The sequence below is a fragment of the Streptomyces sp. NPDC047072 genome, assembly GCF_040643855.1.
Lineage (GTDB): Bacteria > Actinomycetota > Actinomycetes > Streptomycetales > Streptomycetaceae > Streptomyces.
The window spans coordinates 33,301-58,136 of sequence record NZ_JBEYVC010000026.1 but is presented as its reverse complement, the minus strand read 5'-3'; the positions used below and the strand labels follow the sequence as shown (position 1 = coordinate 58,136).

Genomic DNA, 24,836 nt, shown 5'->3' with positions numbered 1-24,836 from the left:
TCACCCGCGGACGGCTCCGAGCGCCTTGCCGATCAGGGCCGCCCGGTCGGCGGCCGCGGTGACGTGCTCCAGGCCGAAGCCCAGCAGCACGGTGTCGTCCGTGGTGACCGCGCCGTACGTCTTGAACAGCTCGCCGGCCAGCCCCCAGTTCTTCACGACCGCGGGGCTGCCCGCCGGCGGCCCGGCCACGCTCCACGCGCCGAGCGAGGTCTCGAAGCCCTCGGTCTCGGTCGCCTGGCCGCCGACGACGACCGAGGTGTTGTCGAGGAGGACGCCGCGCACGCCGAAGCCGGGGTCGGTGATGTAGCTGAAGGACACCTCGACCTTCTTGCCCGCGTACGCCGACAGGTCGAAGGAGACCTCCTGCCAGCCCGCCGAGGCCCCCGTGAACGCGTTCCACTGACCGCTGGTGCCGGAGGCCGTGCAGGCGGTGTTCCCCGGCGTCAGGTACCTCTTGAGCGCGGGGTGGGCGGCGATGAAGAAGCCGGCCTCGCACTCGGCGGGTACGGCGGTGCTGGTCGCGCCGTTCTTCTCGGGGAGCGTGGTCCAGTCGTCGGCCCCGGCGGTGTGCGCCTCCAGGGCGGCGAAGTCGTACCCCTCCTCGACGTCCCACAGCATCCGGGTGCTCAGGGTGGGCGCCTCGGCGGCGGTCACCTGGGTGAGGTCGATGGTGCGGGTGAGCCGGTCCCAGGCGTAGTCGGAGTGCGTGACGGCCGCCATGGAGGCGCCCTCGTAGGGACCGTACGGGTTGGGCGTGCCGGGGTAGGTGCCCGCTCCCGCGCTCGCGAACTGCGGATAGGTCGCCACGGGCAGGGTGTCCGAGGTGACGCTGAAGGAGCCCGCCGTGTCCAGCGGGTTGCCGGGGGCGGCGCCGAGCGCGCCGTTGGCCCCGGCGAGCTTGCCGGTGCCCTGGAAGGCGGTGGCGCCCGGCAGGGTCGTACGGCTGTAGGCGCCCAGGTAGTACTGGCTGAAGTCGTTGGACAGCGTGCCGCCGCCCAGGTCGACGTTGCCGCCGGCGCGTTCGCCCGCCTCGATCAGCTTGCCGCCCTCGTTGAGGAAGGCGCGCAGCTGGAGCTGGGTGGCGTTGCCCGGGACGGTCGCGCCGGTGTAGTGCACGACCGACTTGAAGTGGTCGAGCACGCCGAGCGCGTCGGGCGCGCCCTGGGTGCCGACGTTCCACACCAGAGCCTTGCGGCCGTTGGCCTTCAGCGCGTCCACGTAGGTCTGCGCCTGGGTGGCGGTGGCGCCTTCCTCGGCGACCACGAGCACGTCGGCGCGCGGCCGTTCGGCGACCGTGTACGTGAAGTGCGCGCTGGAGGTGGGCTTTCCGCCCTTGGCCTCGCCGGTGAACCAGACCTCGACCTTGTCGCCGGGACGGCCGCCCGGGACCTTGGCCCGGTACTCGTCGAAGTAGAGGTTGTCCTCACCGCCGTAGGTCTCGCCGCCCTTCCAGGCCCTGAGGTCCCGGTCGTGCGTACGGCCGCCGTTGACGCGGTACTTGAGCTCCTTGTCGTGCACCGACCTGCGGGCGACGACGGCGACCTCCTGGTCGGCACCGCGCGCGTAGGACGTGGTGAACGGCTTCGGGGTGAAGTCGGCGGCCGTCAGGCCGAGCGAGGACTTCGGCTGGTCCGGCCTGGCTGCGGACTCGGCGACGGAGAGCGCGAACGGGATGTTCTTCTCGAACTCCTGCTGGATCAGCTTCTCGTCGTCCGGGAAGTTGAAGACCGACTGGCAGTCGGCCGCGTTCCACTGGTCGTTCGGGTCGAGGTTCGAGGCGGTCTGGCAGGTCGACATCTCGGGGGTGAACATCGCAAGGCCGTTGACGTTCGACGCGTGCCCGTCGGCCTCGCCGTTGGTGGTGTACAGCTCGGAGGAGACCTGCGGACGGTAGCCGGGGATCGCGGAGTTGTCCGGGGTGCCGGCGAGGGCCTTGTAGAGGACGTCGTCCGGGGTGTCGGTGGCCACCTGCCAGCCGACGCCGTAGAGGAGGAGTTCGGCGGCGGAGTGGTAGTTGATGCCGTAGGTGAAGCCGATGCGCTTCTCGAAGGCGTCCAGGGCCTTGGTCTCGGGCTCGGAGGCCGGGGCCGTGCCGCGGTAGGTCTCACTGGTGGGGTTGGGGGACGAACCCTCGTCGTCGTAGCCCCACTTGTAGGAGAAGTTGCGGTTGAGGTCGACGCCGTCGCCGACGGCGATGGTGCCGTCGCCGTTGTTGTCGTGCAGGTTCTTGCGCCACAGGCGGGTGTCGGCGCTCTGGAACGTGTAGTCGTAGCCGTCGGGGTTGGCGGAGAGCACGAACCACAGTTCGGTCGAGTCGACGACCTTCTTGATCCGCTTGTCCGTCTGGTAGCCGTCGATGTAGTGGTGCATCAGCCGGCGGGTCATCTCCGGCGTGATCCACTCGCGCGCGTGCTGGTTGGAGACGTACAGCACGGACGGCTTGGCCCCGTCCTTCGACTTCTTCGCGTTCTTGGTCAGTTTGAGCGCGAGGATGTCCTGGCCGTTCACGGTCCTGCCGATGGAGACGACCTTGGTCAGGCCCGGGTTGGCCTGGGCGGTCGCGAGGATCTCCTCCTTGAGGCCGCCGCTTCCGCTGTACGGCCGGAAGACGCCGTCGGCCGCCGCGTCCACGCGCGCCTCGGCCCTGGCCGAAAGGGTGTGCTCGGTCAGTTCGACACCCTGCCGTTCGAGCTTCTCGGCCTGCTGGTCGGTGAGGTAGACCTCGACGGTCGCGGTGCCCTTCGCGGGCACCTGCTCGCTCAGTTCGTGGCCGTCCTGCCCGGCCGCCAGCAGCAGGGGTACCTGCCCGCTGGTGACCTCGGCGCGGAAGACCTTGACCTCGTTCGGATCAGGAGAAGGCGCGCTCTCCGCAGCCTGTGCGACGGGCGCGAGGCCCGCGCCGCCGAGAAGGAGCGCGCAGGTGGCGAGGATCGGTCTCGCTCTTCGTCTCATGAGTCCCCCTTGCGATGGTTCGCCACAGCGGCGAACAGATGCCAGGCTCATGACAGTTCATGATCGAGTCAAGGGTGCCTCATGGACGGGCAAACGCCGGCGCCGACGACCCAAGAAGGCGTCGGCACCGGCGAGTTGTCACTCCGTCAGCCTACGAAGGCCGTCAGCCTACGAGGTTGTCCGCCATCTCCTCCGTGAGGCTGGACTCCGTGCCCGGGATGCCCAGGTCGGAGGCGCGCTTGTCGGCCATCGCCAGCAGACGGCGGATCCGGCCCGCGACGGCGTCCTTGGTCAGCGGCGGGTCGGCGAGCGCGCCCAGCTCCTCCAGGGAGGCCTGCTTGTGCTCCATGCGCAGCCGGCCGGCGGCGGCGAGATGCTCGGGCACCTCGTCGGCGAGGATCTCCAGGGCCCGCTGGACCCGCGCTCCGGCGGCGACGGCCGCGCGCGCGGAGCGGCGGAGGTTGGCGTCGTCGAAGTTGGCGAGACGGTTCGCCGTGGCCCGCACCTCGCGGCGCATCCGGCGCTCCTCCCAGGCGAGCACCGACTCGTGGGCGCCGAGGCGGGTGAGCAGCGCGCCGATCGCGTCGCCGTCGCGCACGACCACCCGGTCGACCCCGCGGACCTCACGGGCCTTGGCGGCGATCGACAGCCGGCGGGCGGCGCCGACCAGCGCGAGCGCGGCCTCCGGGCCCGGGCAGGTCACCTCCAGGGAGGAGGAGCGGCCGGGCTCGGTGAGCGAGCCGTGCGCCAGGAACGCGCCGCGCCAGGCGGCTTCGGCGTCGCAGGTGGCACCGGAGACGACCTGCGGGGGCAGACCCCGGATCGGGCGGCCCCGGCCGTCGACCAGGCCGGTCTGGCGGGCCAGCTGGTCGCCTCCGGCGACCACCCGGACGACGTAACGCGAGCCGCGGCGCAGTCCGCCCGGCGCCATCACGATCAGCTCGGAGCTGTGCCCGAAGATCTCCAGGATGTCCCGCTTGAGCCGGCGGGCGGCCATCGCGGTGTCCAGCTCCGCCTCGATCACGATGCGCCCACTCACCAGGTGAAGGCCGCCGGCGAACCGCAGGATGGCGGAGACCTCCGCCTTTCTGCAGCAGGTCCGGGTGACGGGGAGCCGGGAGATCTCGTCCTTCACCGCTGCCGTCATCGCCATGGGCCGATCCTTCCATGCATCCGAAAAATACGGTCGTACGCGGCGGCCAGCAGCTCCGGATCATGCCGCGGAGTTCCGTCCCTCCGGGCGACCGGAGCCAGCTCGACCGCGGCACCGAACCGCTTGGCGGCCTCGGTGAGCACATCGCGGTCGGGCACGGCGGCCTCGTCGGCCAGCACCACGTCCAGGGCGAGTTTAGGGGCGTGTCGTCCCAAAACCTCCAAATGACGCTGCGGGGAGAAGCCGTCTGTTTCTCCCGGCTGCGGGGCGAGGTTCAGCGAGAGTACCCGGCGCGCCTTGGTCTGCGTGAGCGCGTCCAGGAGTTGCGGCACGAGCAGGTGCGGGATGACGGAGGAGAACCAGGAGCCGGGGCCCAGAACCACCCAGTCGGCGTCCAGGACGGCCGCCACGGCCTCGGGCACGGCGGGCGGGTCGTGCGGCACCAGGTGCACCGACTGCACCTCGCCCGGGGTGAGGGCCACGGTGGCCTGCCCCCGTACGGTGTCCACGTCCTCGGGCCGCTCCGGGTCGTGCCCCTTGACCAGGGCCTGCAGCTCCAGGGGTACGGCGGACATGGGCAGGACGCGGCCATGGGCGCCCAGGAGCCTGCCGACCAGGTCGAGGGCCTGGACGTGGTCGCCGAGCTGCTCCCACAGGGCGACGATCAGCAGGTTGCCGACCGCGTGCTCGTGCAGGTCGCCCTTGGACTGGAAGCGATGCTGGATGACGCGGGCCCAGGTCTGGCCCCAGTCGTCGTCGCCGCACAGCGCGGCCAGGGCCTTGCGCAGGTCGCCGGGCGGCAGCACGCCCAGCTCGTCGCGGAGCCGCCCGCTGGAGCCGCCGTCGTCGGCCACGGTGACGACGGCGGTCAGGTCGCCGGTGATCCGGCGCAGGGCGGCGAGCGAGGCGGACAGGCCCATGCCGCCGCCGAGGGCGACCACCTTGGGCTGGGCGCCACGGCGGCGGGGCCGGGCACCGCGGGCCTCGACCGGCCGGGCGACGGCCCGGTCGGCGTTCCGGGCCGCGCGTCCCTCGGGTACGGCCCGGCGCAGCCTGCTCAGCCGCGGAGAGCGTTCCGTCATTCCCGTCCCATGTCCCGGTGGACGACCACCGTCTCCACACCCTCGGCGGCGAGGCGCGCGGCGAGCTTCTCCGACGTGGCGACCGAGCGGTGCTTGCCGCCGGTGCAGCCGATGGCGATCGTGACGTACCGCTTGCCCTCGCGGCGGTAGCCGGCCGCGATGAGCCTCAGCAGCTCGGAGTAGCGGTCGATGAACTCCTTGGCGCCGGGCTGGTTGAAGACGTACGCCGACACCTCCTCGTTGAGGCCGGTGAAGGGGCGCAGCTCCGGGACCCAGTGCGGGTTGGGCAGAAAGCGCATGTCCGCGACCAGGTCGGCGTCGACCGGGAGGCCGTACTTGAAGCCGAACGACATGACGGTGGCCCGCAGTTCGGGCTCCTCCTCGCCGGCGAACTGGGCGTCCATCTTGGCGCGCAGTTCGTGGACGTTGAGGCTGGAGGTGTCGATGACCAGGTCGGCGTCGCCGCGCAGCTCGCGCAGCAGCTCGCGCTCGGCGTCGATGCCGTCGACGATACGGCCGTCGCCCTGGAGGGGGTGCGGGCGGCGCACCGACTCGAAGCGGCGCACCAGGGCCTCGTCGGAGGACTCCAGGAAGACGATGCGCCGGGTGACGTGCTTGACCTCCAGGTCGGCGAGGGACTCGCGGAGGTTGTCGAAGAAGCGGCGGCCGCGGACGTCGACGACGACCGCGATCCGGGCGACGTTGCCCTGGGAGCGGGCGCCGAGCTCCACCATGGTGGGGATCAGCGCGGGCGGGAGGTTGTCGACGACGAACCAGCCGAGGTCCTCCAGGCACTTGGCCGCGGTGGACCGGCCGGCCCCCGACATCCCGGAGATGATCACCAGCTCGGGGATGGCCGCCTCCGGCACCCCTGCGGTGTCGAGGGTGGTGCTCGTACTCACTTGCTCTCCGTCTTTGCCCTGGTCCTGCTGTTCTTCGTGCTTGTTCACATTCATGTCTCCTGCCCCCGTCGTTCGTCCGGGGCGCCCGCCGTCACGGGCTGCCCTCCGGAACCCATGGTGCCGGGTTCCTCTTCCATGATCTCTCCAGTCGCCGTGTTCACGGCCGGTGCCGCCGGAGCCGTCCGGGCGAGGGCCACGGCAATCGTCTCGGCCGTCTTGCGGCCTATGCCGGGGACCTCGCAGATCTGGTCGATGGTGGCGGATCGAAGTTTCTTCAGTGAGCCGAAATGTTTCAGGAGCGCCTGCTTGCGTGTGTCTCCGAGACCGGGGACGTCGTCCAGGGGGCTGGACCTGAAGCGCTGGGAGCGCTTGGTGCGCTGGTAGGTGATCGCGAAGCGGTGGGCCTCGTCGCGGACCCGCTGGAGAAGGTACAGGCCTTCGCTGGTGCGGGGCAGGACCACGGGGTCGTCGTCGTCCGGCAGCCAGACCTCTTCCAGCCGCTTGGCGAGGCCGCAGACGGCGATGTCGTCGATGCCGAGCTCGTCCAGGGCCTTCTTGGCGGCGGCGACCTGGGGCTGCCCGCCGTCGACGACGACGAGCTGGGGCGGGTAGGCGAACTTCTTGGGGCGGCCGTCGTCGTCCTTGAGGCCGTTCGAGGGAGCGTCCTCGTCCGGGAGGTCGTCCACCCACTCCCCCGTCTTCTCCTTCTCGGCGAGATAGCGCCGGAAGCGGCGGGAGATCACCTCGTGCATGGACCGGACGTCGTCCTGTCCCGCGAAGCCCTTGATCTGGAAGCGGCGGTACTCGCTCTTGCGCTGGAGGCCGTCCTCGAAGACGACCATGGAGGCGACCACGTCGTCGCCCTGGAGGTGCGAGATGTCGTAGCACTCGATCCGGAGCGGGGCGCTGTCCAGGTCGAGGGCCTCGGCGATCTCCTCCAGCGCGCGCGAGCGGGTGGTGAGGTCGGAGGCGCGCTTGGTCTTGTGCAGGGCGAGCGCCTGGAGGGCGTTGCGCTGCACGGTCTCCATCAGGGCCTTCTTGTCGCCGCGCTGCGGGATGCGCAGGGAGACGCCCGACCCGCGGCGCTCGGTGAGCCACTCCTGGACCGGCTCGACCGGGTCGGGCAGGGCCGGGACGAGGACCTCCTTGGGTACCGAGTCGCCCTTCTCCTCGCCGTAGAGCTGCTGGAGGGCGTGCTCGACGAGGGCGCCGGTGGTGATCTCCTCGACCTTGTCGGTGACCCAGCCGCGCTGGCCGCGCACGCGTCCGCCGCGGACGTGGAAGATCTGGACGGCCGCCTCCAGCTCGTCCTCGGCGACCGCGATCAGGTCGGCGTCGGTCGCGTCGGCGAGCACGACGGCGCTCTTCTCCATGGCCTTCTTCAGCGCCTCGATGTCGTCGCGCAGCCGGGCCGCCCGCTCGTACTCCATCTCCTCGGCGGCGTCCGTCATCTGCTTCTCCAGACGGCGGATGTACGTGCCGGTGCGGCCGGCCATGAAGTCGCAGAAGTCCTCGGCGAGTTCGCGGTGCTCCTCGGGGTCGACGCGGCCGACGCAGGGCGCCGCGCACTTGCCGATGTAGCCGAGGAGGCAGGGGCGGCCGGTGCGGGCGGCGTTCTTGAAGACGCCGGCGGAGCAGGTGCGGACGGGGAAGACGCGGAGCAGCAGGTCGACCGTGTCCCGGATGGCCCAGGCGTGTCCGTACGGCCCGAAGTACCGCACGCCCTTGCGTTTGTGACCGCGCATCACCTGCACGCGCGGGTACTCCTCGTTCATCGTCACCGCGAGGTACGGGTAGCTCTTGTCGTCGCGGTACTTGACGTTGAACCGGGGGTCGTACTCCTTGATCCAGGAGTACTCCAGCTGAAGCGCCTCGACCTCCGTGGACACCACCGTCCACTCCACGGACGCGGCCGTGGTGACCATCGTGCGGGTGCGGGGGTGCAGGCTCGCCAGGTCCTGGAAGTAGTTCGCCAGGCGCTGGCGCAGGCTCTTCGCCTTCCCGACGTAGATCACCCGGCGGTGCTCGTCACGGAACCGGTACACCCCGGGAGAGTCCGGGATCTGCCCCGGCTTGGGGCGGTAGCTGGAGGGGTCGGCCATGTCTCCCACCCTACTGGCGGTCACTGACACCCCGACGAGCCTGTGGACGAGGCTCCGGCCCGGACTAGCGGGACTCCAGGAAGGTCAGGACCGCGAGGACCCGGCGGTGGGCGTCGGTGTCCTCCTGGAGGCCGAGTTTGCCGAGGATGCTGCGGACGTGCTTCTCGACGGTGCCCTCGGTGACCCACAGACGGCGGCCGATGCCGGCGTTGGAGCGGCCCTCGGCCATGAGGGCGAGGACCTCGCGTTCGCGGGCGCTGAGGTGGGCGAGGGGGTCGTCGCGGCGCTGCGCGGAGAACAGCTCCTGCACGAGGGAGGGGTCGACGACCGAACCGCCCCGGTGGATCCGGTCGAGCGCCTCGATGAACTCCTCGACGACGGTGACCCGGCTCTTGAGGAGGTAGCCGATCTTGCGGCCGCTCGCGAGCAGTTCCAGCGCGTCCTCGACCTCGACGTACGCCGACAGGACGAGGATCCCGGTGGCCGGGTGCAGCTCACGGATCGTGCGGGCGGCCTTCAGCCCCTCCGTGGAGTGGTCCGGCGGCATCCTTATGTCGACGATCGCCAGCTCGGGACGTTCCTCGTCGACCAGTTCCAGGAGCCGCACCGCGTCCCCCGCCTGCCCCACCACCTGGTATCCGACGCGCTCGCACAGACTGGCGAGGCCCTCCCTGAGCAGGATGTCGTCGTCGGCGAGGACGACCCGTCCCCGCGCGGGCTGCTTCGATGCGTCGTCCATGGTCCCGGCTCCCCTTGCCCGGCCTCCGAGGTGCGCCCCAACAGCCTGCCCGACCTTCGGGATTACGGCTAGCCGTAAGCGGAATTGGGTGCCTGCGGTGACGACTGGGGGCCGTTTCCGGGCGATTCTCGAACCAGCGCGGATGCAGTCCGACCGGGAACGCACGAGGTGGCCGGCCGCATCGCGCGGCGGGCTCTCCCGCCCCCTGATCCGGACGGTCGTCTCTCCGTCCGACAGGACCGCCCGGAGCGTGCGCGACGTCACCGGGTCCGGGCTCCCCCTCCTGGACCTACTCCCCGGCGTGCGCCCCGGGCGGTCACATGTCCGGCGAGGGCCCTTCCAGGGGCAGCCGCACGTCCAGGGTCGTGCCCTCGCCGGGCGGGCTGCCGACGGCCAGCCTGCCGCCGATCGCCTCGACGCGGTCGATGAGGCCGATCAGCCCCGAGCCGCGGCCCGGTTCGGCGCCCCCGACGCCGTCGTCACGGATGGTCAGCACCAGGACGCCGTCCCGGACCTCGGCCTCGACGTGCACCACGCGCGCGTGCGCGTGCTTCGCCGCGTTGGTGAGGCACTCGGAGGTCACGTAGTAGGCGGCCACCTCCAGTCGTTCGGGCAGCCGGGTCGCGGGCAGCCGCAGGTCGAGTTCGACGGGGACGGCGGAGCGGCGGGCCAGGGAGCGCAGGGCGGGGCCGAGGCCGCCCTTGGACAGGATGGCGGGGTGGATGCCGCGGGCCACCTGGAGCAGGTCCTGGAAGGCGTCGTCGAGGCCCTTGCCCACATGGGCGAGTTGGGCGGCGAGTTCCGAGGAGGGGTCCGTCACCAGCGACTCGGCGAGCCGCAGGTCCAGTTGGAGGGCGACCAGCCGCTGCTGCACACCGTCGTGCAGGTCACGCTCGATACGGCGCCGGGAGGCGTCCGAGGCGGCCACCACGCGCGCGCGGGACGCGTTCAGCTGGTCGCGGTTGTCGGCGTTGGCGATGGCGGTGGCGACGAGTTCGGTGAAGTCGGCGAGCCGCGCCTCGATGCCCAGGGGCAGCGGGCCGAGCGGTGAGGCCGCGAGGACGAAGCCCCACAGCCGGTCGTCGACGACGATGGGCGCGCCCACGGCATGCCCCACGTGCGCGGCGCGCCGGGTGCGGGTCACCTCCCGGATCGCCTCCCGCGCGGCCCGGTGGCGCGCCACGCGGCTGGCCCGCTCCTCTTCCTCGGAGAGCCCGAGCACGGTGCCGAGCACCTTCTGGCTGTCGTCGGGCTCCTGCCTCAGCACGGCCGCGGTCGTGTGGAGCAGGCCGCCGACCTCCTCGGCCACCCGCGTGAACACCTCGGAGGGCGGGGCGCCACGGGCCACCAGGGTGGCGACCCGGCGCAGGGCGGCCTGCTCGCGTGCGGCCCTGCGGCTCTCGGTGACGTCCCGCGCGACCGCGTAGACGAGGCCCTCCTCGGGGACCGGCCGGGCGCTCCACTGGAGCCACAGCTCGGTGCCGTCCGCGCGCAGATAGCGGTTCTCGAACTCGGCCAGCTCGGCACCGCGGGCCAGCCGGGCGAGGGCGTCCAGGACGGGCTCCCGGTCCTCGGGGTGCACGAAGTCGACGAAGGGCCGCGACAGCAGTTCCTCGGTCGGGCGGCCGAGGGTGCGTTCGAAGGCGGGGTTGACCCGCTTGAGCCGGCCGTCCAGCCCGCTGATGCAGAGCAGGTCCAGGGAGAGGTTGAAGATACCCGCGAGGTCCTGCTCGGCCTTCTCGCGCCGCCCGTGCGCCGCCGCGAAGGACGCCATGGTGCCGTTCATGCCGCCGAGCAGTTGGGCCCAGGTTCCCTCGAAGGAGACCACGTCGGCCCGGTGGTCGAGCCGGTTGTCGTCGATCGCCGAGTTCATGGCGCGGATCTCGGCCGCCAGCCGCTCGGTGGTCACCCGCAGTTCGCGGAAGGTGTCGGCGACGTCGCCCAGTTCGTCGCGGCCCGCGTACCGGATGTCGTACGACAGATCGCCGGACGACAGCGCCCGGGCGCCCTCGGAGACCTCGCCGAGGGGGCGGGTGATCGAGCGGCGCAGGGCCAGGGCGAGGAGGGTGACCAGGGCGAGGACGGCCAGGGAGACGGCGAGGTCGCGCACCGCGCGGGTCTCCGCGCCGCGGCGGTCGCGGCCGGCGGTGAGGTCGAGTTCGCGGGCGGCCCGGTCCTGGATGTCGCGCAGGGCGGCGACGCGGGCCCCGGAGTCGGCCAGCCAGCGTTCGTAGGAGGGCCATGGGGCGCTGTCGGGACGGGCGGTGGCCAGCAGGTCGCGGACTCTGCGGACGGCCCGGCCCGGGTCCGCGAACTGGACGACGTACAGCCGGGTGCGCAGGGCGGGGGAGGTGTTCTCGCGGAAGGCGTCGAGCTGGGCGGTCTCCAGGGCGGGCCAGCGTCCGGCGCCGGTGGGGCGGTCTGCGGGGGCGTCGAGCAGGGCGGCCATCTCGGCCTGTTCGCGTTCGGCGGCCTCGATGGCGCGCAGCAGCGCGATGTGGGCGTCGGCGGCGCGTCCGCAGGCCCGGGTGGGGCGGCCGGACTCGAGGGCGGCGACATCGTCGATCAGGTCGTCCTCGACGGCGCCGTACTCCTGGGTCAGTGCGGGGGCGGTGAGCGAGCCGATGCCCGTCTGGACGCGCAGGGCGTGCAGTCGGCGGCCGAGGGCCTCCAGGTCGCCGGCGACGTCGGACGCGGTCCACGGGCCGGCGCGGGAGACGGCGTCGCGCAGCGCCCGGTCCGTGGTCCGTTCGGCCCCGGTCCGCTTCGCGAGGGTGCGGGGGCCGGGGCGCAGCCGGGCCTCGACCGCGGCGAGCCGTTCGCGCGCGACGGCGTCGGAGAGGCCGGTCGCCGCGAACGACACCTCGGTCGCGGTGTGGAAGTCGCGCAGGGCCCGTGCCTCGCGCCACTGGGAGACGGCGCTGAAGGCGGTGAAGGCCAGCAGTCCGGTCACCGGCAGGAGCACCAGCAGCATCAGCTTGCGGCCGACGCGCAGCCTGGCGAGGAGCGGGACGCGGCGCACGACGGGTCCTCAACCGGCGCCGCTTCCGGGTGTCGCGCTGGTGGACGGCGACATGTGCGACACCCCCTTCCGCCGGCGCCGGGCGAGTGGCCGGAACGCGTGCGCTCCGGCGGGAACAGCTTCTTCAGGATGCCCGTCAACTCCGTTGCCGTCCATGCGCCTCCGGGGGCCCTTCTCCGGGCGGCCCGTCGGCTCAGGAGCCGTTCGCCGGGTAACCGTCGTGTGCGGCAAGGTCCTTGTCGACGGCCGCGACCGCCTCGTCCAGGGTGGCCTTCACCGGGGCGAGGTCGAGCATGATCTTCGGGAAGGCCCGCGAGAACGCCTCGGTGATCGCCGGATAGGCGGGCGTCTGCGGCCGCGGCCGGGCGACGCCGTCCGTCAACTGCTCGATGAACAGGTGCTCGGCGCCGCCCTCGCCGTACTCCGGCGAGAGCTTCACCGCACTACTGGTCGCCGGAACGGCCCCATTGGCCTCGGTCATCCGGTGCACCTGCTCGGGCTTCAACAGATAGGCGAGGAAGCGCCATACGGCGTCGCCGTCGGCCCGCCCCGAGGTGACACCCCACTGCCAGGAGCCCATTCCGGTCACGGTACCCCTCCCGAAGTCGGGCAGCGGCACGATCGCCACGTCGCCTGGGTGCGCCTTGGTGTAGTCCGGGTACCACCAGTGGCCGGTCCAGGAGATGACACTGCGCCCCTTGCTGAACGCCTGGTCGTCGCCCTTCCCGGGTTCGACCAGCCCTTCCCTCACCCAGCTCTGCATGAGGGTGAGCGCCCGGACGGCCCCGGGACCGTTGAGATAGCCGTCGGCCGTGCGGAAGGTCCTGGGCTGGATCAGGTCACCGCCCGCCGACCACACGGCCGGCGCGAAGCCGTACGTGTTCCACTCCTCGCCGGGCTTCGCGTACACGAGCCCCATGTCGAGCGGATACCGGTAGCCCGCCTTGCGCAGCGTGCGCAGGATCCGGGTGAACTCCTCGGCGCTCCAGGCGTCCTGGGCGCTCTCGGGGATGCGGATGCCGGCCTTCTTCATGACCGACGGCCGCACATAGAGACCGAGTCCGGAGTCGAAGGTGCCGATGCCGTACAACCGCCCTCCATAGGTGCCCTGTCGGCGGATCGACGGCAGGAGGTCCTTCCTCAGGGCGTCCGGTACGCAGGAGTCGATCGGCTTGAGCTTGCCGGACCAGGCGTAGCTGTAGAGCCGCGGCCCGTCGAAGTCGAGCAGGTCGGGCAGGTCGCCGCTGGCCGCCGCGGAGAGCACCAGTTCGTTGTACGGCCGCTGCTCCGGGAGCGTGACGACCTCGACCCTCACCTGCTTCTGGGAGCGGTTGAAGTCCCGTACCTGGCTGCGCAGTGTGTTGTACTCGGCGCTCGGCCCGGCGTGGAACCACACCGTGACATGCGCGGTGCCGTCGATCCTGCCGTCGCAGGTCGTGTCGGTGCGCGCCCTGTCCCCCTTGTCGCCGCCGCCCCCGCCGCAGGCGGCGAGCAGCAGGGCGGCGCCCACCAGCGCCGGGACCAGGGCGCGAAGCCTCCGGCCCCTTGCGAACCTTCCGAGCGGCACCCTCATCACGCACCCCCACTCGACCGGACGTCCGCGGCCTCCCCAGGGCAGCCCACATGCTACCCCCGGTGACGTGCCGCTGCGCTGGGTGAGCGGCAACCGGGCGGTCGGGCAACGGACTTGGGCGGATTACCGGCACCTGGAGACGTCGGCTCTTTCCAGGTAGCCGGAAAGCGCAATCACCTGCCTGTTGGGACCCTGTCCGCATGTCCATGCGCTGTCTTCTCGTCGATGACAGCATCCGGTTCCTGGAGGCCGCACGGAGTCTGCTGGAACGCGACGGGATACCTGTCGTCGGCGTCGCCCTGTCCGGTGCGGAGGCACTGGTCCGGGCCGCCGAACTGACCCCGGACGTCGTCCTGGTCGATCTCGACCTCGGCGGCGAGAGCGGCTTCGACGTGGCGGTGGAGCTGGCCCGCAGCGTCTCCGCCGTCATCATCCTGATCTCCACGCACGCGTTGGAGGACTTCGAGGAACTGGTCGACGGCAGTCCGGCCCGCGGGTTCCTGCCCAAGTCGGCCCTGTCGGCACGGGCGATCACGGAACTGCTCGGCAACGACGGCCGGAACAGGCCGACTTGAGCCCTTTGACGGCCACCGGGGCGCATACGCACTGCTGTTCGGCGTCAGGTGTTGTCGGAGATGGGTCGACACGCTTCAATGCGGGGGAACTCGGGGTCGGGAACGGCGGCGTACGGATGTGAAGAACTCCCCGCCGCGGACGACCCCGGAACACCCTCGCCGACGGTCTGACCAGCCGCCCGGGACCCTCACAGAAAGGCCCCTGCATGCCGCACGCCACACAGCACGCGGACGTCGCCGGCATCGCCGCCGCGGAACTGGAGACGGCCCTGCGCGGCGGCCCCTTCCATGTGGCGCTGCGCGCCGCGATCGCCGCCCGGGGGCTGCCGCTGCAGCGTGTCCAGCACCATCTGTCGCGGTACGGGGTCAAGGTCGGTGTCACCAGCCTGAGTTACTGGCAGCAGGGCGCCCGGCGCCCGCAGCGCCCGGAGTCGCTGCGGGCCGTGCGGGCGCTGGAGGAGATCCTGCATCTGCCGGAGGAGTCGCTGATCCGGCTGCTGGCGGAGAGCGAGGACCGCTCGGCGACGAGCCGGACCGCGGCGCGCTCGTACCGCGCGGTCGTCGCGGCCTCGGACATCCTCGCCCAGCTGCTGGCCGAGCTGGACGTCCCGCTCGACGGCGGGCTGCACACGCTCGGCCACCACGAGCGGATAGCGGTCGGGGCCCGTCGCGAGCTGCTCAGCCGCGAGTCGCACCACATCGTGCGCGCCCACCGGGAGGGCGTCGACCGCTTCATGGCCGTCCACCAGGGCGACCCGGAGTGCGTGCCGGAGCACATGACCGTGCACGCGCTGGAGAACTGCCGTACGGGGCGCGTGCGGGCGCACCGCGGGACCGGGGTGCTCGTGGCGGAACTCCTCTTCGACACCCGGTTGCGGGCGGGCGACACGTTCCTCTTCCGCTACTGCGTAGAGGACGGCACGGCCGGGGTCTCCCGCGAGTACGTCCGCGACTTCGGGACGCCCGGCGGACAGTACGCGCTCCAGGTCCGCTTCGACGAGAACGCGCTGCCGGCCCGCTGCCACCGCTTCACCCAGCACTCCCCCGCGGCGCCCCGCAGCAACCGCCAGGAACTCGCCCTGACCGGCCGGCACCACTCGGTGCACCTGGTCGAGCCTCGGGTGCGGTCGGGGGTGGTGGGGATCGCGTGGGAGTGGGAGTGAGGGGGCGCGGGGTCCAGGCCGGTGCCGGTGCCGGTGCCGGTCGGTGACAGGACGTAAACGTTTGCGCAAGCGTTTACGCGCGTCTCCGGATGGGATACCGTCCCGGCCGTGGGCCACCGTTCCGGGAGGCCTGGGCCACTCCGAGCGGCCCGTGAGCCGTTCCGGGAGGGGACCCGATGCCGACCATGGCCGATGTGGCGCGCGCCGCGGGCGTCTCGGTGGCGACCGTCTCGCACGTCCTCAACGACACCCGGCCGGTCCTCCCCCACACCCGCCAGGCGGTGCTGGACGCGGTCGACGAACTCGGCTACACCCCCAACACCCTGGCCCGTTCCCTGGTCACCTCCCGCACCCGCTCCATCGGGCTCGCGGTGTCGGCGATCAGCAACCCGTACTTCACGGAGATCCTCCAGGGCGTCGAGGCGCGCGCCCTGGAACACGGCTACAGCCTGCTCATCGCCGACCCGCACGACGACCCCGGCCACGAACGCAAGGTCGTACAGCTCCTGCACGAGCGCCGGGTGGACGGCATGATCGTCGCGCCCTCGGCGGATCCGCGTGAACTCCTCGCCTATCTCGGGCGCCACCAGGTGCCGACCGTGTTCCTCGACCGGGTGGTCGACCCGGCCGACGCGCGCGAACCGCACCGCTTCGACCAGGTGTGCGCCGAGAGCGCCGCACCGATGGCCCGGCTGGTCACCCACCTCGCGGAACTCGGTCACCGGCGCATCGGCCTGGTGGCCGGCCTGCCCGGGCTCAGCACCACGCACGAGCGGATCGCCGGATACCGGCAGGGCCTTGCCGCCGCCGGATACGCCCACGACGAGCGGCTCGTGGTGCACGGCGACTCCCGGTCGGACGGCGCGGAGACGGCCACCGCCGAGCTGCTCTCCCTCGCCGCGCCGCCCACCGCGCTGGTCACCGCCAACAACGCGATGACCATCGGGGCGTTGCGGGCCCTGCGCGAGCACGGGCTGTCCGTGCCGGACGACGTCGCGCTGTGCTGCTTCGACGACTTCGCCTGGGCGGACCTGTTCTCGCCCCGGCTCACCGCGATCGCCCAGCCCAGCCGGGAGATCGGCGCGGAGGCGGTCCGGGTTCTGCTGGAACGCCTCGCCGCGCCGGACACGCCCGCGCGGACGCGGCGGCTGCCGTGCACCTTCGTCCACCGGACGTCGTGCGGCTGTCCGGAACCTCCGCTGTCCTCACAGCCCTCTCAGCCCTCCCAGTCCTCGCAGTTCGAGAAAGGAACGTCTCGTGATCGTCGTCGCCGGTGAGGCCCTGATCGACCTGGTGCCGCAGGGCCCGGGCGCCCTCGCGGAGCTGAAGCCGGCGCTCGGCGGCGGGCCGTACAACACGGCCGTGGCGCTCGGCCGGCTCGGCTCCCCCACCGCGTTCTGCTCCCGCACGTCGTACGACGCCTTCGGCGAGGCGCTGCTCGACGCGCTGCGGGAGGCGGGGGTGGACGTGACCGCCGTACAGCGCGGTGCCGAGCCCACGACGCTCGCGGTCGCCACGATCGGCGCGGACGGTTCGGCCGCGTACTCCTTCTACGTGGACGGCACCGCCGACCGGCTGTTCTCCGCGCCCGCCGCACTCCCCGCCGGCACGCGCGCGGTGTCCTTCGGCACCTGCTCACTCGTCCTGGAGCCCGGGGCGAGCGCCTACGAGGATTTGATGCGACGGGCCTCGGCGCAGGGCCTGTTCACCGCGCTCGACCCGAACATCCGGACCGGGCTCATCCCCGACCCGGACGCCTACCGGGCCCGGTTCAGGAGCTGGCTGCCGTCGGTGTCGCTGCTCAAGCTCTCGGAGGAGGACGCCCTGTGGCTGGGCGGCACCCCGCGCGATTGGCTCGACGCGGGCCCCTCGGCCGTCGTGATCACCCAGGGCGGCGACGGGCTGACCGCGTTCACCCGGGACGGCGGTGTGCACTCCGTGCCGGGCGAGAAGGTGGACGTCGTGGACACGATCGGCGCCGGTGACACGGTGAACGCGGCCCTGCTGCACGGCCTTGCGACCCGGGACGCGCTGTCCGCCGAGGGGCTCGCGGGTCTCGGCCCGCACGGCTGGACCGACCTGCTCCGCCTCGCGGCCCGCGCCGCCGCGATCACCTGCTCACGGGCGGGAGCGCAGCCGCCGTACGCGTCGGAGCTGTTCTGAGCGAGCGAGAGCGCGATACGGCGTCGTAGAACACGGAGGTTCGCCCACCGTGGCGAGCAGGGGAAGAACCGACCCGGCCGTGGGACGCCCGGCGAGGCCGGTCACGACCACGGCGATGGTGGTGGGCGCGTCGGCGGCGCGGATCGGCCGGTGTCCGGCGGCGAGGAGGGCGGGGACGAGGATCCGGTGCCAGGTGTCCGCCGCCGGATCGAGGCACAACACCAGGTGGCCCCGTCGCTCGGCGGCCTCCGCCAGCGACTCGGTGTGGTCCTCGCCCTCGCGGTGGCCGCCGGTGACGGCGACGACTCCCTTGTCCGCCACCGAGGCCGTCACGAACGCGTCGGGGTTCTCGGTGAGGAGGAGATCGGCCCGCGCGCCGGCGCGGAGTGCCGCCGAGCTGACGACGAGCCGCTGTCGCAGGCCCGCGAGGAGCAGCTCCAGGCGTCCGCCGAGCCACGGCACCGCCGCGTCCGGGAACGGCCCGCCCGGACCGGACGGGCGTCTGCCCGTGAAGAGCACGATCACGTGGTCACGATGGCGCAGCGTCGCGGTATGGCTGGTCGCCCCGTCGCGGCGGAGCCACACGGACCCCGCGCCCCTTCAGTGGAGCTGCCACCCCTGAGTGCCCGGCCCTCGACAAGATCGGCGCCGGGCACCCCGGGGTGCGTCAGGACTTGCGCGTGCGCGTTGTCTTCTTCGCAGGCGCCGCCTTCTTCGCCGCCCCGGTACCGGCTGCACTCCTGGCCGTCGCCGTCTTCTTCGCCGTCGACCCGGCCGCGACCGCCTTCTTCGCCGCCGCCCTCTTGCGCGGCGCCGGCACCTGCGCTGCGTCGCTGACCCGGTCGGCGCCGAGGATCTCGCGCAGGAACTTGCCGGTGTGGCTGGCCGGGACGCCCGCGACCTCCTCGGGCGTGCCCTCGGCGACCACGAGACCGCCACCCGCGCCGCCCTCGGGGCCCATGTCGACGATCCAGTCGGCGGTCTTGATCACGTCGAGGTTGTGCTCGATGACGATGACCGTGTTGCCCTTGTCGACCAGCCCGGACAGGACCTTCAGCAGCTTGCTGATGTCCTCGAAGTGCAGACCGGTGGTCGGCTCGTCGAGGACGTAGACCGTACGGCCGGTGGAGCGCTTCTGGAGCTCGCTCGCGAGCTTCACCCGCTGGGCCTCGCCGCCGGACAGGGTGGTCGCGGCCTGCCCCAGCCGGACGTAGCCGAGGCCGACGTCCTTGAGGGTGTTGAGGTGGCGGGCGATCGCGGGGACCACCTCGAAGAAGCCGGTGGCCTCCTCGATCGGCATGTTCAGGACGTCGGCGATGGACTTGCCCTTGTAGTGGACCTCCAGGGTCTCCCGGTTGTAGCGGGCGCCGTGGCAGACCTCGCACGGGACGTAGACGTCCGGGAGGAAGTTCATCTCGATCTTGATGGTGCCGTCGCCCGCGCAGTTCTCGCAGCGGCCGCCCTTGACGTTGAAGGAGAAGCGGCCGGGCAGGTAGCCGCGGACCTTCGCCTCGGTGGTCTCGGCGAACAGCTTGCGGACGTGGTCGAAGACGCCGGTGTACGTCGCCGGGTTGGACCGCGGGGTGCGGCCGATGGGCGACTGGTCGACGTGGACGACCTTGTCGACGAGGTCGTCGCCGTCCACGCGCGTGTGCCGTCCCGGAACGCTCCGGGCGCCGTTGAGCTCGCGCGCCAGGTGGGTGTACAGGATGTCGTTGACCAGCGTGGACTTGCCGGAGCCGGAGACGCCGGTGACCGCGGTGAACACGCCCAGCGGGAAGGAGACGTCGATGTCCCGCAGGTTGTTCTCCCGGGCGCCGTGCACCGTGAGCCGTCGGGACGGGTCCAGGGGGCGGCGGATGTCCGGGAGCGGGATCGACTTCCGGCCGGAGAGGTACTGGCCGGTCTGCGACTCGTCGTTGGTGAGCAGCTCCTTCAGGGAGCCGCTGTGCACGACCTTGCCGCCGTGCTCACCCGCGCCGGGGCCGATGTCGACGACCCAGTCGGCGACCTTGATGGTGTCCTCGTCGTGCTCGACGACGATGAGCGTGTTGCCCATGTCCCGCAGCCGGACCAGGGTCTCGATCAGCCGGTGGTTGTCGCGCTGGTGCAGGCCGATGGACGGCTCGTCGAGGACGTACAGGACGCCGACGAGTCCGGAACCGATCTGGGTGGCCAGGCGGATGCGCTGGGCCTCGCCGCCGGAGAGGGTGCCGGCCGCGCGGTTCAGCGAGAGGTAGTCCAGGCCGACGTCGACCAGGAACTTCAGCCGTTCGTTGACCTCCTTGAGCACGCGCTCGGCGATCTTCTTGTCGCGGGCGGTCAGCTTCAGCTCGCCCAGGAAGTCCGCGCAGTCGCTGATGGACATGCCGGAGACCTCGGCGATCGACTTCCCCATGACGGTGACCGCGAGGACGATCGGCTTGAGGCGGGTGCCCTCACAGGTGGGGCAGGGCACCTCGCGCATGTAGCCCTCGAAGCGCTCCCGGCTGGCGTCGGACTCCGACTCGCTGTGCCGGCGCTTGACGAAGGGCACGGCGCCTTCGAAGGGCGTCGTGTAGACCCGCTCGCGGCCGTACCGGTTGCGGTACCGGACCTCGATCTGCGTCTTGTGGCCGTACAGCAGGGCCTTCTTGGCGCGCTGCGGAAGGCCCGCGAAGGGGATGTCCGTACGGAATCCGAGGGCGTCCGCGAGGGCGCCGATCAGGCGGCCGAAGTAGTCCTTGGTGTGGCCGTGCGACCAGGGGTGGATGGCGCCCTCGTCGAGGGACTTGTCCTCGTCCGGGACGATCAGCTCCGGGTCGACCTCCATGCGCGTGCCGATGCCGGTGCACTCGGGGCAGGCGCCGAAGGGCGAGTTGAAGGAGAAGGAGCGGGGCTCCAGCTCCTCGAAGGACAGGTCGTCGTACGGGCAGTACAGGTGCTCCGAGAACATGCGCTCGCGCTCGGGGTCGTCCTCGGGGAGGTCGACGAAGTCGAGCACGACCATGCCACCGGAGAGGCCCAGAGCGGTCTCCACGGAGTCCGTGAGGCGGCGCTTGGCGGAGTCCTTCACCGTGAGGCGGTCGACGACCACCTCGATGGTGTGCTTCTCCTGCTTCTTCAGCGTGGGCGGGTTGGAGAGCTGGACGGTCTCGCCGTCCACCCGCGCGCGGGAGTAGCCCTTGGTCTGGAGGTCGGCGAAGAGGTCGACGAACTCGCCCTTGCGCTCCCGCACCAGCGGCGAGAGCACCTGGAAACGGCTCCCCTCGGGCAGCTCCAGGACGCGGTCGACGATGGCCTGCGGCGACTGGCGGGAGATCGGGCGGGAGCACTCGGGGCAGTGCGGCTTGCCGATGCGCGCGAAGAGCAGCCGGAGGTAGTCGTAGACCTCGGTGATGGTGCCGACCGTCGAGCGCGGGTTGCGCGAGGTCGACTTCTGGTCGATGGAGACGGCGGGCGAGAGACCCTCGATGAAGTCGACGTCCGGCTTGTCCATCTGGCCGAGGAACTGGCGGGCGTACGAGGAGAGCGACTCCACGTAGCGGCGCTGGCCCTCGGCGAAGATGGTGTCGAAGGCCAGGGAGGACTTGCCCGAACCGGACAGGCCCGTGAAGACGATGAGCGAGTCGCGGGGCAGATCGAGCGAGACGTTCTTCAGGTTGTGCTCGCGCGCGCCACGGACGATGAGACGGTCGGCCACGCCGGTCCGCACCTTTCTTGGCTTGAGAGGAGTGACAGGGGCGGGGCCCCCGTGCTTTCTCAGACTAGGGGGAGCCACTGACAACGCCGGTCGGATTCCCCGGGAGGCATAACAATCCCCGGCCATCCAGCATGCCCGACGCCGCAGCCGACCCTATAGCACGCACATTCGATTTACGGCACTGCTTCACCACCTTCACCCAAAGGGGTGGCGGGGCTAGGGTCAGCACCATGATTGATCACGCTCATGACCTGGCGTCTGTACGTGGTGCGACCGACCGGCTGCTCGTCGCAGTCGCCAAGATGGACAACGCGTCGGCGGCCGAGCCGTCACGGCTGCCGGGCTGGAGTCGCGGGCACGTCCTCGCTCACCTGGCGCGTAACGCCGACGCCCTCCTGAACGTCCTGGAGGGGCGTCCCATGTACCCGTCCGGGGAGGCACGGGACGCCGACATCGAGCGGGACGCCCCGCGCGCCCTCGACGTCCACCTCGCCGACCTGCGCGCGAGCGCGGCCCGCTTCCAGGCGGTCGGGGATGTCCCGGCGGACTGGTCGCGCACGGTCGAGCTCCGCAACGGCGTCACGGACGAGGCCGCCCGGGTGCCGTTCCGGCGCTGGACCGAGGTCGAACTGCACCACGTGGACCTCGGGATCGGCTACGGCCTGGAGGACCTGCCGGAGGAGTTCACGCAGCGCGAGATCAACTTCCTGGCGGAGCGGTTCAGGGGGCATCCCGACGTACCCGCCCTCCTGATCGAGGAGAACGACGGTCGCCGCATCCCGACGGGCCGCGACGGAGATCCCGCGCTCTTCGTCAGCGGCCGCTCGGCCGACCTCCTCGGCTGGCTCGCCGGCCGCCGGGACGGCTCGGCGCTGAGGGTCGACGGCGGCCCCCTTCCCTCGCTGCCGCCGCTATAGGCTGCCGCCATGACGTACAGCGGACAGGTGACGGTCGGCGGCCCCGCCGACGTGCACGAGCTCAAGGACCTGATGATCACCAAGATCGCGGTCGGCCCGATGGACAACAACGCCTATCTGCTGCGCTGCCGGGCCACCGACGAGCAACTGCTGATCGACGCCGCCAACGACGCGGACACCCTGCTCGGTTCCATCGGTGACGACGGCATCGCGTCCGTCGTCACCACGCACCAGCACGGCGACCACTGGCAGGCGCTCGCCTCCGTCGTCGCGGCCACGCGCGCGCGTACGTACGCCGGACGCGCGGACGCCGAGGGCATCCCCGTACCGACCGACGTCCTCGTCGACGACGGCGACACCATCCGCGTGGGGCGCGTGGAGCTGACCGCACGCCACCTCGTCGGTCACACCCCGGGCTCGATCGCCCTCGTCTACGACGACCCCCACGGCCACCCTCATGTGTTCACCGGGGACTGCCTGTTCCCGGGTGGTGTGGGCAACACCCGTAAGGATCCGGAGGCGTTCGCCAGCCTGATCCACGACGTCGAGACGAAGATCTTCGACGTGCTGCCGGACGAGACCTGGGTGTATCCGGGGCACGGCAACGACACGACGCTGGGCGCGGAGCGACCGCATCTGCCGGAGTGGCACGCGCGCGGGTGGTGACACCCCGGTGGTGAACCCAACTCCCGTGCGCCCCGCGCCCGTTCCGCGCACGCGCCCCGTGTGAACCCTTCACACACGCCGGTGCCATACGCGCGCTCCCGGCACACGTGGTTGCGCAGTCAACTGGGAGCAGCCCCGCACAGGAAGACGGCTCCTGCGCGGTACGGGCCGCCGGTCTTTCGATCCCCGCCCTCGGCCGGCGGCCCCGGCGTTCTGTCCGAAAAGCGTTCGCAGGAATGCAACACGCGTTCCCAATATACGGACAATTACCGTCGTGACCTCGACAAACGGGACGCCGTACTGTCAATCTCCCGCCATGCACCTTGCCCCGCGCACCCTGCGCCGCGCTGTCGCCGCCGCCACCATCGCCCTGCTCGCCACCGCCGTCGGCTGCGCCCCGCAGCCCGATGACGACGCGTCCGCCAAGGCTTCTGGATCGACCGGCACCACCTGCGCCAAGGGCAAGCTGGCCACCAAGACCTCGGGCAAGCTCACGATCGCGACCGACGAACCCGGTTACGAGCCCTGGTTCAAGGACGACAAGCCCACCAATGGTGAGGGCTTCGAGTCGGCGGTCGCCTACGCCGTGGCGCAGCAGCTCGGCTACGACAAGAGCGCCGTCGTCTGGCAGCGCGTCCCGTTCAACAAGGCCTTCGCGCCCGGCGTGAAGACCTTCGACTTCGACATCAACCAGGTGTCGATCAGCGCCGAGCGCAAGAAGGCCGTGGACTTCTCCTCCGGCTACTACGACGTCCGCCAGGCGGTCGTCGCCCTCAAGAGCGGCAAGGCCGCGAAGGCCACCAGCATCGCGGACCTCAAGAGCCTGAAGCTGGGCGCCCAGGTCGGTACGACGAGCCTGAACTACATCCAGGACGTGGTGAAGCCGACGCAGGAGGCAGCCGTCTACTCCAAGAACGACCAGGCCGTCTCCGCGCTCAAGAACGGCCAGGTGGACGCGATCGTCGTCGACCTGCCGACCGCCTTCTACATCACCTCGGCGCAGGTGACGGACGCCGAGATCGTGGGCCAGTTCGAGAACCAGGGCGGCACGCCCGAGCAGTTCGGGCTCGTCCTCGACAAGGGCAGCGCCCTCACCTCGTGCGTGTCGTCGGCCGTGGACGCCCTGCGCAAGGACGGCACGCTGGCGAAGCTGGAGCAGCAGTGGCTGTCCGACGCCGTCGACGCGCCGGTGCTCAAGTGAGGCTCGCCAAGGGCGCTCCGGACACCGTGCCGGGCGTGGAGGACCCGTACGTCCCCTCGCAGCGCCGCCTGGACCGCGAGCGGCACAAGCGGGCCCGGGCCCGTCGTGCGACCGCGATAGCCGCGCTGTCGACGCTGGTCACGGCCGTCGTCCTGTACGTGGTCGTGGTCAGCGCGCCGGGCTGGCCGCGCACCAAGGAGACGTTCTTCGACGCGCAGTACGCGCGCGAGGCCTTCCCCAAGGTCCTCGAAGGGCTGTGGCTCAACGTCCGGCTGCTGCTGATCTGCGGTGTGCTGGTGCTCGTGTTCGGCATGCTGATCGCCGTCGCCCGCACCCTCCCCGGGCCCGTGTTCTTCCCGGTGCGCGCGCTGGCGGCCGCCTATACGGACTTCTTCCGGGGCCTTCCGCTCATCATCAACCTGATGATCGTGATCTTCGGCGTGCCCGCGCTGCGGCTCCAAGGGGTCACCGTCGATCCCGTCTGGCTCGGCGGTACGGCGCTGACGCTGACGTACTCGGCGTACGTGGCGGAGGTGTTCCGCGCCGGGATCGAGTCCGTGCATCCCTCGCAGCGCGCGGCGGCCCGCTCGCTGGGCCTGACGAACCGCCAGGCGCTGCGGCACGTGGTGCTGCCCCAAGCTGTCCGCCGCCAGGTGCCGCCGCTCCTGAACGACCTGGTGTCCCTCCAGAAGGACACCGGACTGGTGTCGATCGGCGGCGCGATCGACGCCGTGCGGGCGGCCGACATCATCGCCCAGCGCAGCATGAACTACACGTCGTACATCGTCGCCGGCCTGGTCTTCGTCGCGCTGACCATCCCGATGACCCGCTTCACGGACTGGGTGACCGCGCGGATGGACCGCCGCCGGGCCCAGGGAGGAATCGCATGAGCGACGCAGACGCAGCGGTGCTCGCGGACAAGACGGTGCCGGCAGGCGGACCGG

At 71.5% G+C, this 24,836-nt stretch carries 18 protein-coding genes; 8 read left to right on the top strand and 10 right to left on the bottom strand.

The window, feature by feature from the left end; all coding sequences use genetic code 11:
* The 8 genes from ABZ896_RS14550 to ABZ896_RS14515 form a co-directional block, all read right to left on the bottom strand.
* Positions 1-2,952: a M14 family zinc carboxypeptidase gene (locus ABZ896_RS14550; protein WP_360927319.1), complete on the bottom strand. Its 2,952-nt coding sequence runs from the start codon at positions 2,950-2,952 to the stop codon at positions 1-3.
* 163 nt (positions 2,953-3,115) lie between these two features.
* Entirely contained in the window at positions 3,116-4,105 is a 990-nt protein-coding gene (whiA, locus tag ABZ896_RS14545) for a DNA-binding protein WhiA (RefSeq protein WP_360927316.1), read from the bottom strand.
* Positions 4,096-5,187 (bottom strand): uridine diphosphate-N-acetylglucosamine-binding protein YvcK, encoded by a 1,092-nt coding sequence (yvcK, locus tag ABZ896_RS14540; protein WP_360927313.1) that lies wholly within the window; start codon positions 5,185-5,187, stop codon positions 4,096-4,098. Before yvcK ends, whiA begins: the two co-directional genes overlap by 10 nt.
* The gene (gene rapZ / locus ABZ896_RS14535) at positions 5,184-6,143 is read right to left on the bottom strand and encodes an RNase adapter RapZ (protein ID WP_360927310.1); all 960 of its coding nucleotides are present in this window, start codon (positions 6,141-6,143) and stop codon (positions 5,184-5,186) included. Before rapZ ends, yvcK begins: the two co-directional genes overlap by 4 nt.
* Positions 6,140-8,191 carry an excinuclease ABC subunit UvrC gene (gene uvrC, locus ABZ896_RS14530; RefSeq protein WP_360927307.1) on the bottom strand — a complete coding sequence of 684 codons (2,052 nt, stop codon included), beginning with the start codon at positions 8,189-8,191 and terminating at the stop codon, positions 6,140-6,142. The genes rapZ and uvrC overlap by 4 nt, the downstream gene beginning before the upstream one ends.
* 64 nt (positions 8,192-8,255) lie before the next feature.
* Positions 8,256-8,930 carry a response regulator transcription factor gene (locus ABZ896_RS14525; RefSeq protein ID WP_360927304.1) on the bottom strand — a complete coding sequence of 225 codons (675 nt, stop codon included), beginning with the start codon at positions 8,928-8,930 and terminating at the stop codon, positions 8,256-8,258.
* Positions 8,931-9,246: 316 nt separating this feature from the next.
* On the bottom strand, positions 9,247-11,904 hold the full coding sequence (locus ABZ896_RS14520; protein WP_360927402.1) for a PAS domain S-box protein: 2,658 nt from the start codon (positions 11,902-11,904) through the stop codon (positions 9,247-9,249).
* A 241-nt stretch (positions 11,905-12,145) separates the two neighbouring features.
* Positions 12,146-13,525, bottom strand: a complete 1,380-nt coding sequence (locus tag ABZ896_RS14515; protein WP_360927301.1) for a sugar ABC transporter substrate-binding protein — start codon at positions 13,523-13,525, stop codon at positions 12,146-12,148.
* A 200-nt stretch (positions 13,526-13,725) separates the two neighbouring features.
* On the opposite strand from ABZ896_RS14515, the gene ABZ896_RS14510 reads away from it, so the two are divergent.
* The 4 genes from ABZ896_RS14510 (at position 13,726) to ABZ896_RS14495 (ending at position 17,426) form a co-directional block, all read left to right on the top strand.
* Positions 13,726-14,100: a response regulator gene (locus ABZ896_RS14510; protein WP_360927298.1), complete on the top strand. Its 375-nt coding sequence runs from the start codon at positions 13,726-13,728 to the stop codon at positions 14,098-14,100.
* Between the two features lie 206 nt (positions 14,101-14,306).
* Positions 14,307-15,263 (top strand): hypothetical protein, encoded by a 957-nt coding sequence (locus tag ABZ896_RS14505; protein WP_360927295.1) that lies wholly within the window; start codon positions 14,307-14,309, stop codon positions 15,261-15,263.
* A gap of 176 nt (positions 15,264-15,439) precedes the next feature.
* Complete coding sequence (locus ABZ896_RS14500) at positions 15,440-16,540, top strand: LacI family DNA-binding transcriptional regulator (RefSeq protein WP_360927292.1); 1,101 nt, start codon at positions 15,440-15,442, stop codon at positions 16,538-16,540.
* The gene (locus ABZ896_RS14495; RefSeq protein WP_360927289.1) at positions 16,521-17,426 is read left to right on the top strand and encodes a carbohydrate kinase; all 906 of its coding nucleotides are present in this window, start codon (positions 16,521-16,523) and stop codon (positions 17,424-17,426) included. The genes ABZ896_RS14500 and ABZ896_RS14495 overlap by 20 nt, the downstream gene beginning before the upstream one ends.
* On the opposite strand, the gene ABZ896_RS14490 is transcribed toward ABZ896_RS14495, so the two are convergent.
* Complete coding sequence (locus ABZ896_RS14490; protein WP_360927286.1) at positions 17,382-17,951, bottom strand: hypothetical protein; 570 nt, start codon at positions 17,949-17,951, stop codon at positions 17,382-17,384. The genes ABZ896_RS14495 and ABZ896_RS14490 overlap by 45 nt on opposite strands.
* Before the next feature lie 142 nt (positions 17,952-18,093).
* Positions 18,094-21,108, bottom strand: a complete 3,015-nt coding sequence (gene uvrA, locus ABZ896_RS14485; RefSeq protein WP_360927283.1) for an excinuclease ABC subunit UvrA — start codon at positions 21,106-21,108, stop codon at positions 18,094-18,096.
* 230 nt (positions 21,109-21,338) lie between these two features.
* Between uvrA and ABZ896_RS14480 the strand changes: the two genes are divergently transcribed.
* The 4 genes from ABZ896_RS14480 to ABZ896_RS14465 all read left to right on the top strand — a co-directional run bounded on the left by ABZ896_RS14480 (position 21,339) and on the right by ABZ896_RS14465 (position 24,782).
* Complete coding sequence (locus ABZ896_RS14480) at positions 21,339-22,025, top strand: maleylpyruvate isomerase family mycothiol-dependent enzyme (protein WP_360927280.1); 687 nt, start codon at positions 21,339-21,341, stop codon at positions 22,023-22,025.
* 9 nt (positions 22,026-22,034) lie between these two features.
* Positions 22,035-22,691 (top strand): MBL fold metallo-hydrolase, encoded by a 657-nt coding sequence (locus ABZ896_RS14475; protein WP_360927278.1) that lies wholly within the window; start codon positions 22,035-22,037, stop codon positions 22,689-22,691.
* A gap of 316 nt (positions 22,692-23,007) precedes the next feature.
* Complete coding sequence (locus ABZ896_RS14470) at positions 23,008-23,892, top strand: ABC transporter substrate-binding protein (protein ID WP_360927275.1); 885 nt, start codon at positions 23,008-23,010, stop codon at positions 23,890-23,892.
* On the top strand, positions 23,889-24,782 hold the full coding sequence (locus tag ABZ896_RS14465) for an amino acid ABC transporter permease (protein WP_360927272.1): 894 nt from the start codon (positions 23,889-23,891) through the stop codon (positions 24,780-24,782). The genes ABZ896_RS14470 and ABZ896_RS14465 overlap by 4 nt, the downstream gene beginning before the upstream one ends.
* The last annotated feature ends 54 nt before the right edge of the window (positions 24,783-24,836 follow it).

Excerpts from the sequence above, each read along its gene's own strand:
- rapZ (WP_360927310.1), bottom strand. The coding sequence starts at position 6,143 with ATGAATGTGAACAAGCACGAAGAACAGCAGGACCAGGGCAAAGACGGA.
- ABZ896_RS14470 (WP_360927275.1), top strand. The coding sequence starts at position 23,008 with ATGCACCTTGCCCCGCGCACCCTGCGCCGCGCTGTCGCCGCCGCCACC.
- uvrC (WP_360927307.1), bottom strand. The coding sequence starts at position 8,191 with ATGGCCGACCCCTCCAGCTACCGCCCCAAGCCGGGGCAGATCCCGGAC.
- ABZ896_RS14500 (WP_360927292.1), top strand. The coding sequence starts at position 15,440 with ATGCCGACCATGGCCGATGTGGCGCGCGCCGCGGGCGTCTCGGTGGCG.
- ABZ896_RS14475 (WP_360927278.1), top strand. The coding sequence starts at position 22,035 with ATGACGTACAGCGGACAGGTGACGGTCGGCGGCCCCGCCGACGTGCAC.
- ABZ896_RS14525 (WP_360927304.1), bottom strand. The coding sequence starts at position 8,930 with ATGGACGACGCATCGAAGCAGCCCGCGCGGGGACGGGTCGTCCTCGCC.
- ABZ896_RS14520 (WP_360927402.1), bottom strand. The coding sequence starts at position 11,904 with ATGCTGCTGGTGCTCCTGCCGGTGACCGGACTGCTGGCCTTCACCGCC.
- ABZ896_RS14510 (WP_360927298.1), top strand. The coding sequence starts at position 13,726 with ATGTCCATGCGCTGTCTTCTCGTCGATGACAGCATCCGGTTCCTGGAG.
- ABZ896_RS14505 (WP_360927295.1), top strand. The coding sequence starts at position 14,307 with ATGCCGCACGCCACACAGCACGCGGACGTCGCCGGCATCGCCGCCGCG.
- ABZ896_RS14550 (WP_360927319.1), bottom strand. The coding sequence starts at position 2,952 with ATGAGACGAAGAGCGAGACCGATCCTCGCCACCTGCGCGCTCCTTCTC.
- ABZ896_RS14480 (WP_360927280.1), top strand. The coding sequence starts at position 21,339 with ATGATTGATCACGCTCATGACCTGGCGTCTGTACGTGGTGCGACCGAC.
- whiA (WP_360927316.1), bottom strand. The coding sequence starts at position 4,105 with ATGGCGATGACGGCAGCGGTGAAGGACGAGATCTCCCGGCTCCCCGTC.
- ABZ896_RS14515 (WP_360927301.1), bottom strand. The coding sequence starts at position 13,525 with ATGAGGGTGCCGCTCGGAAGGTTCGCAAGGGGCCGGAGGCTTCGCGCC.
- yvcK (WP_360927313.1), bottom strand. The coding sequence starts at position 5,187 with ATGACGGAACGCTCTCCGCGGCTGAGCAGGCTGCGCCGGGCCGTACCC.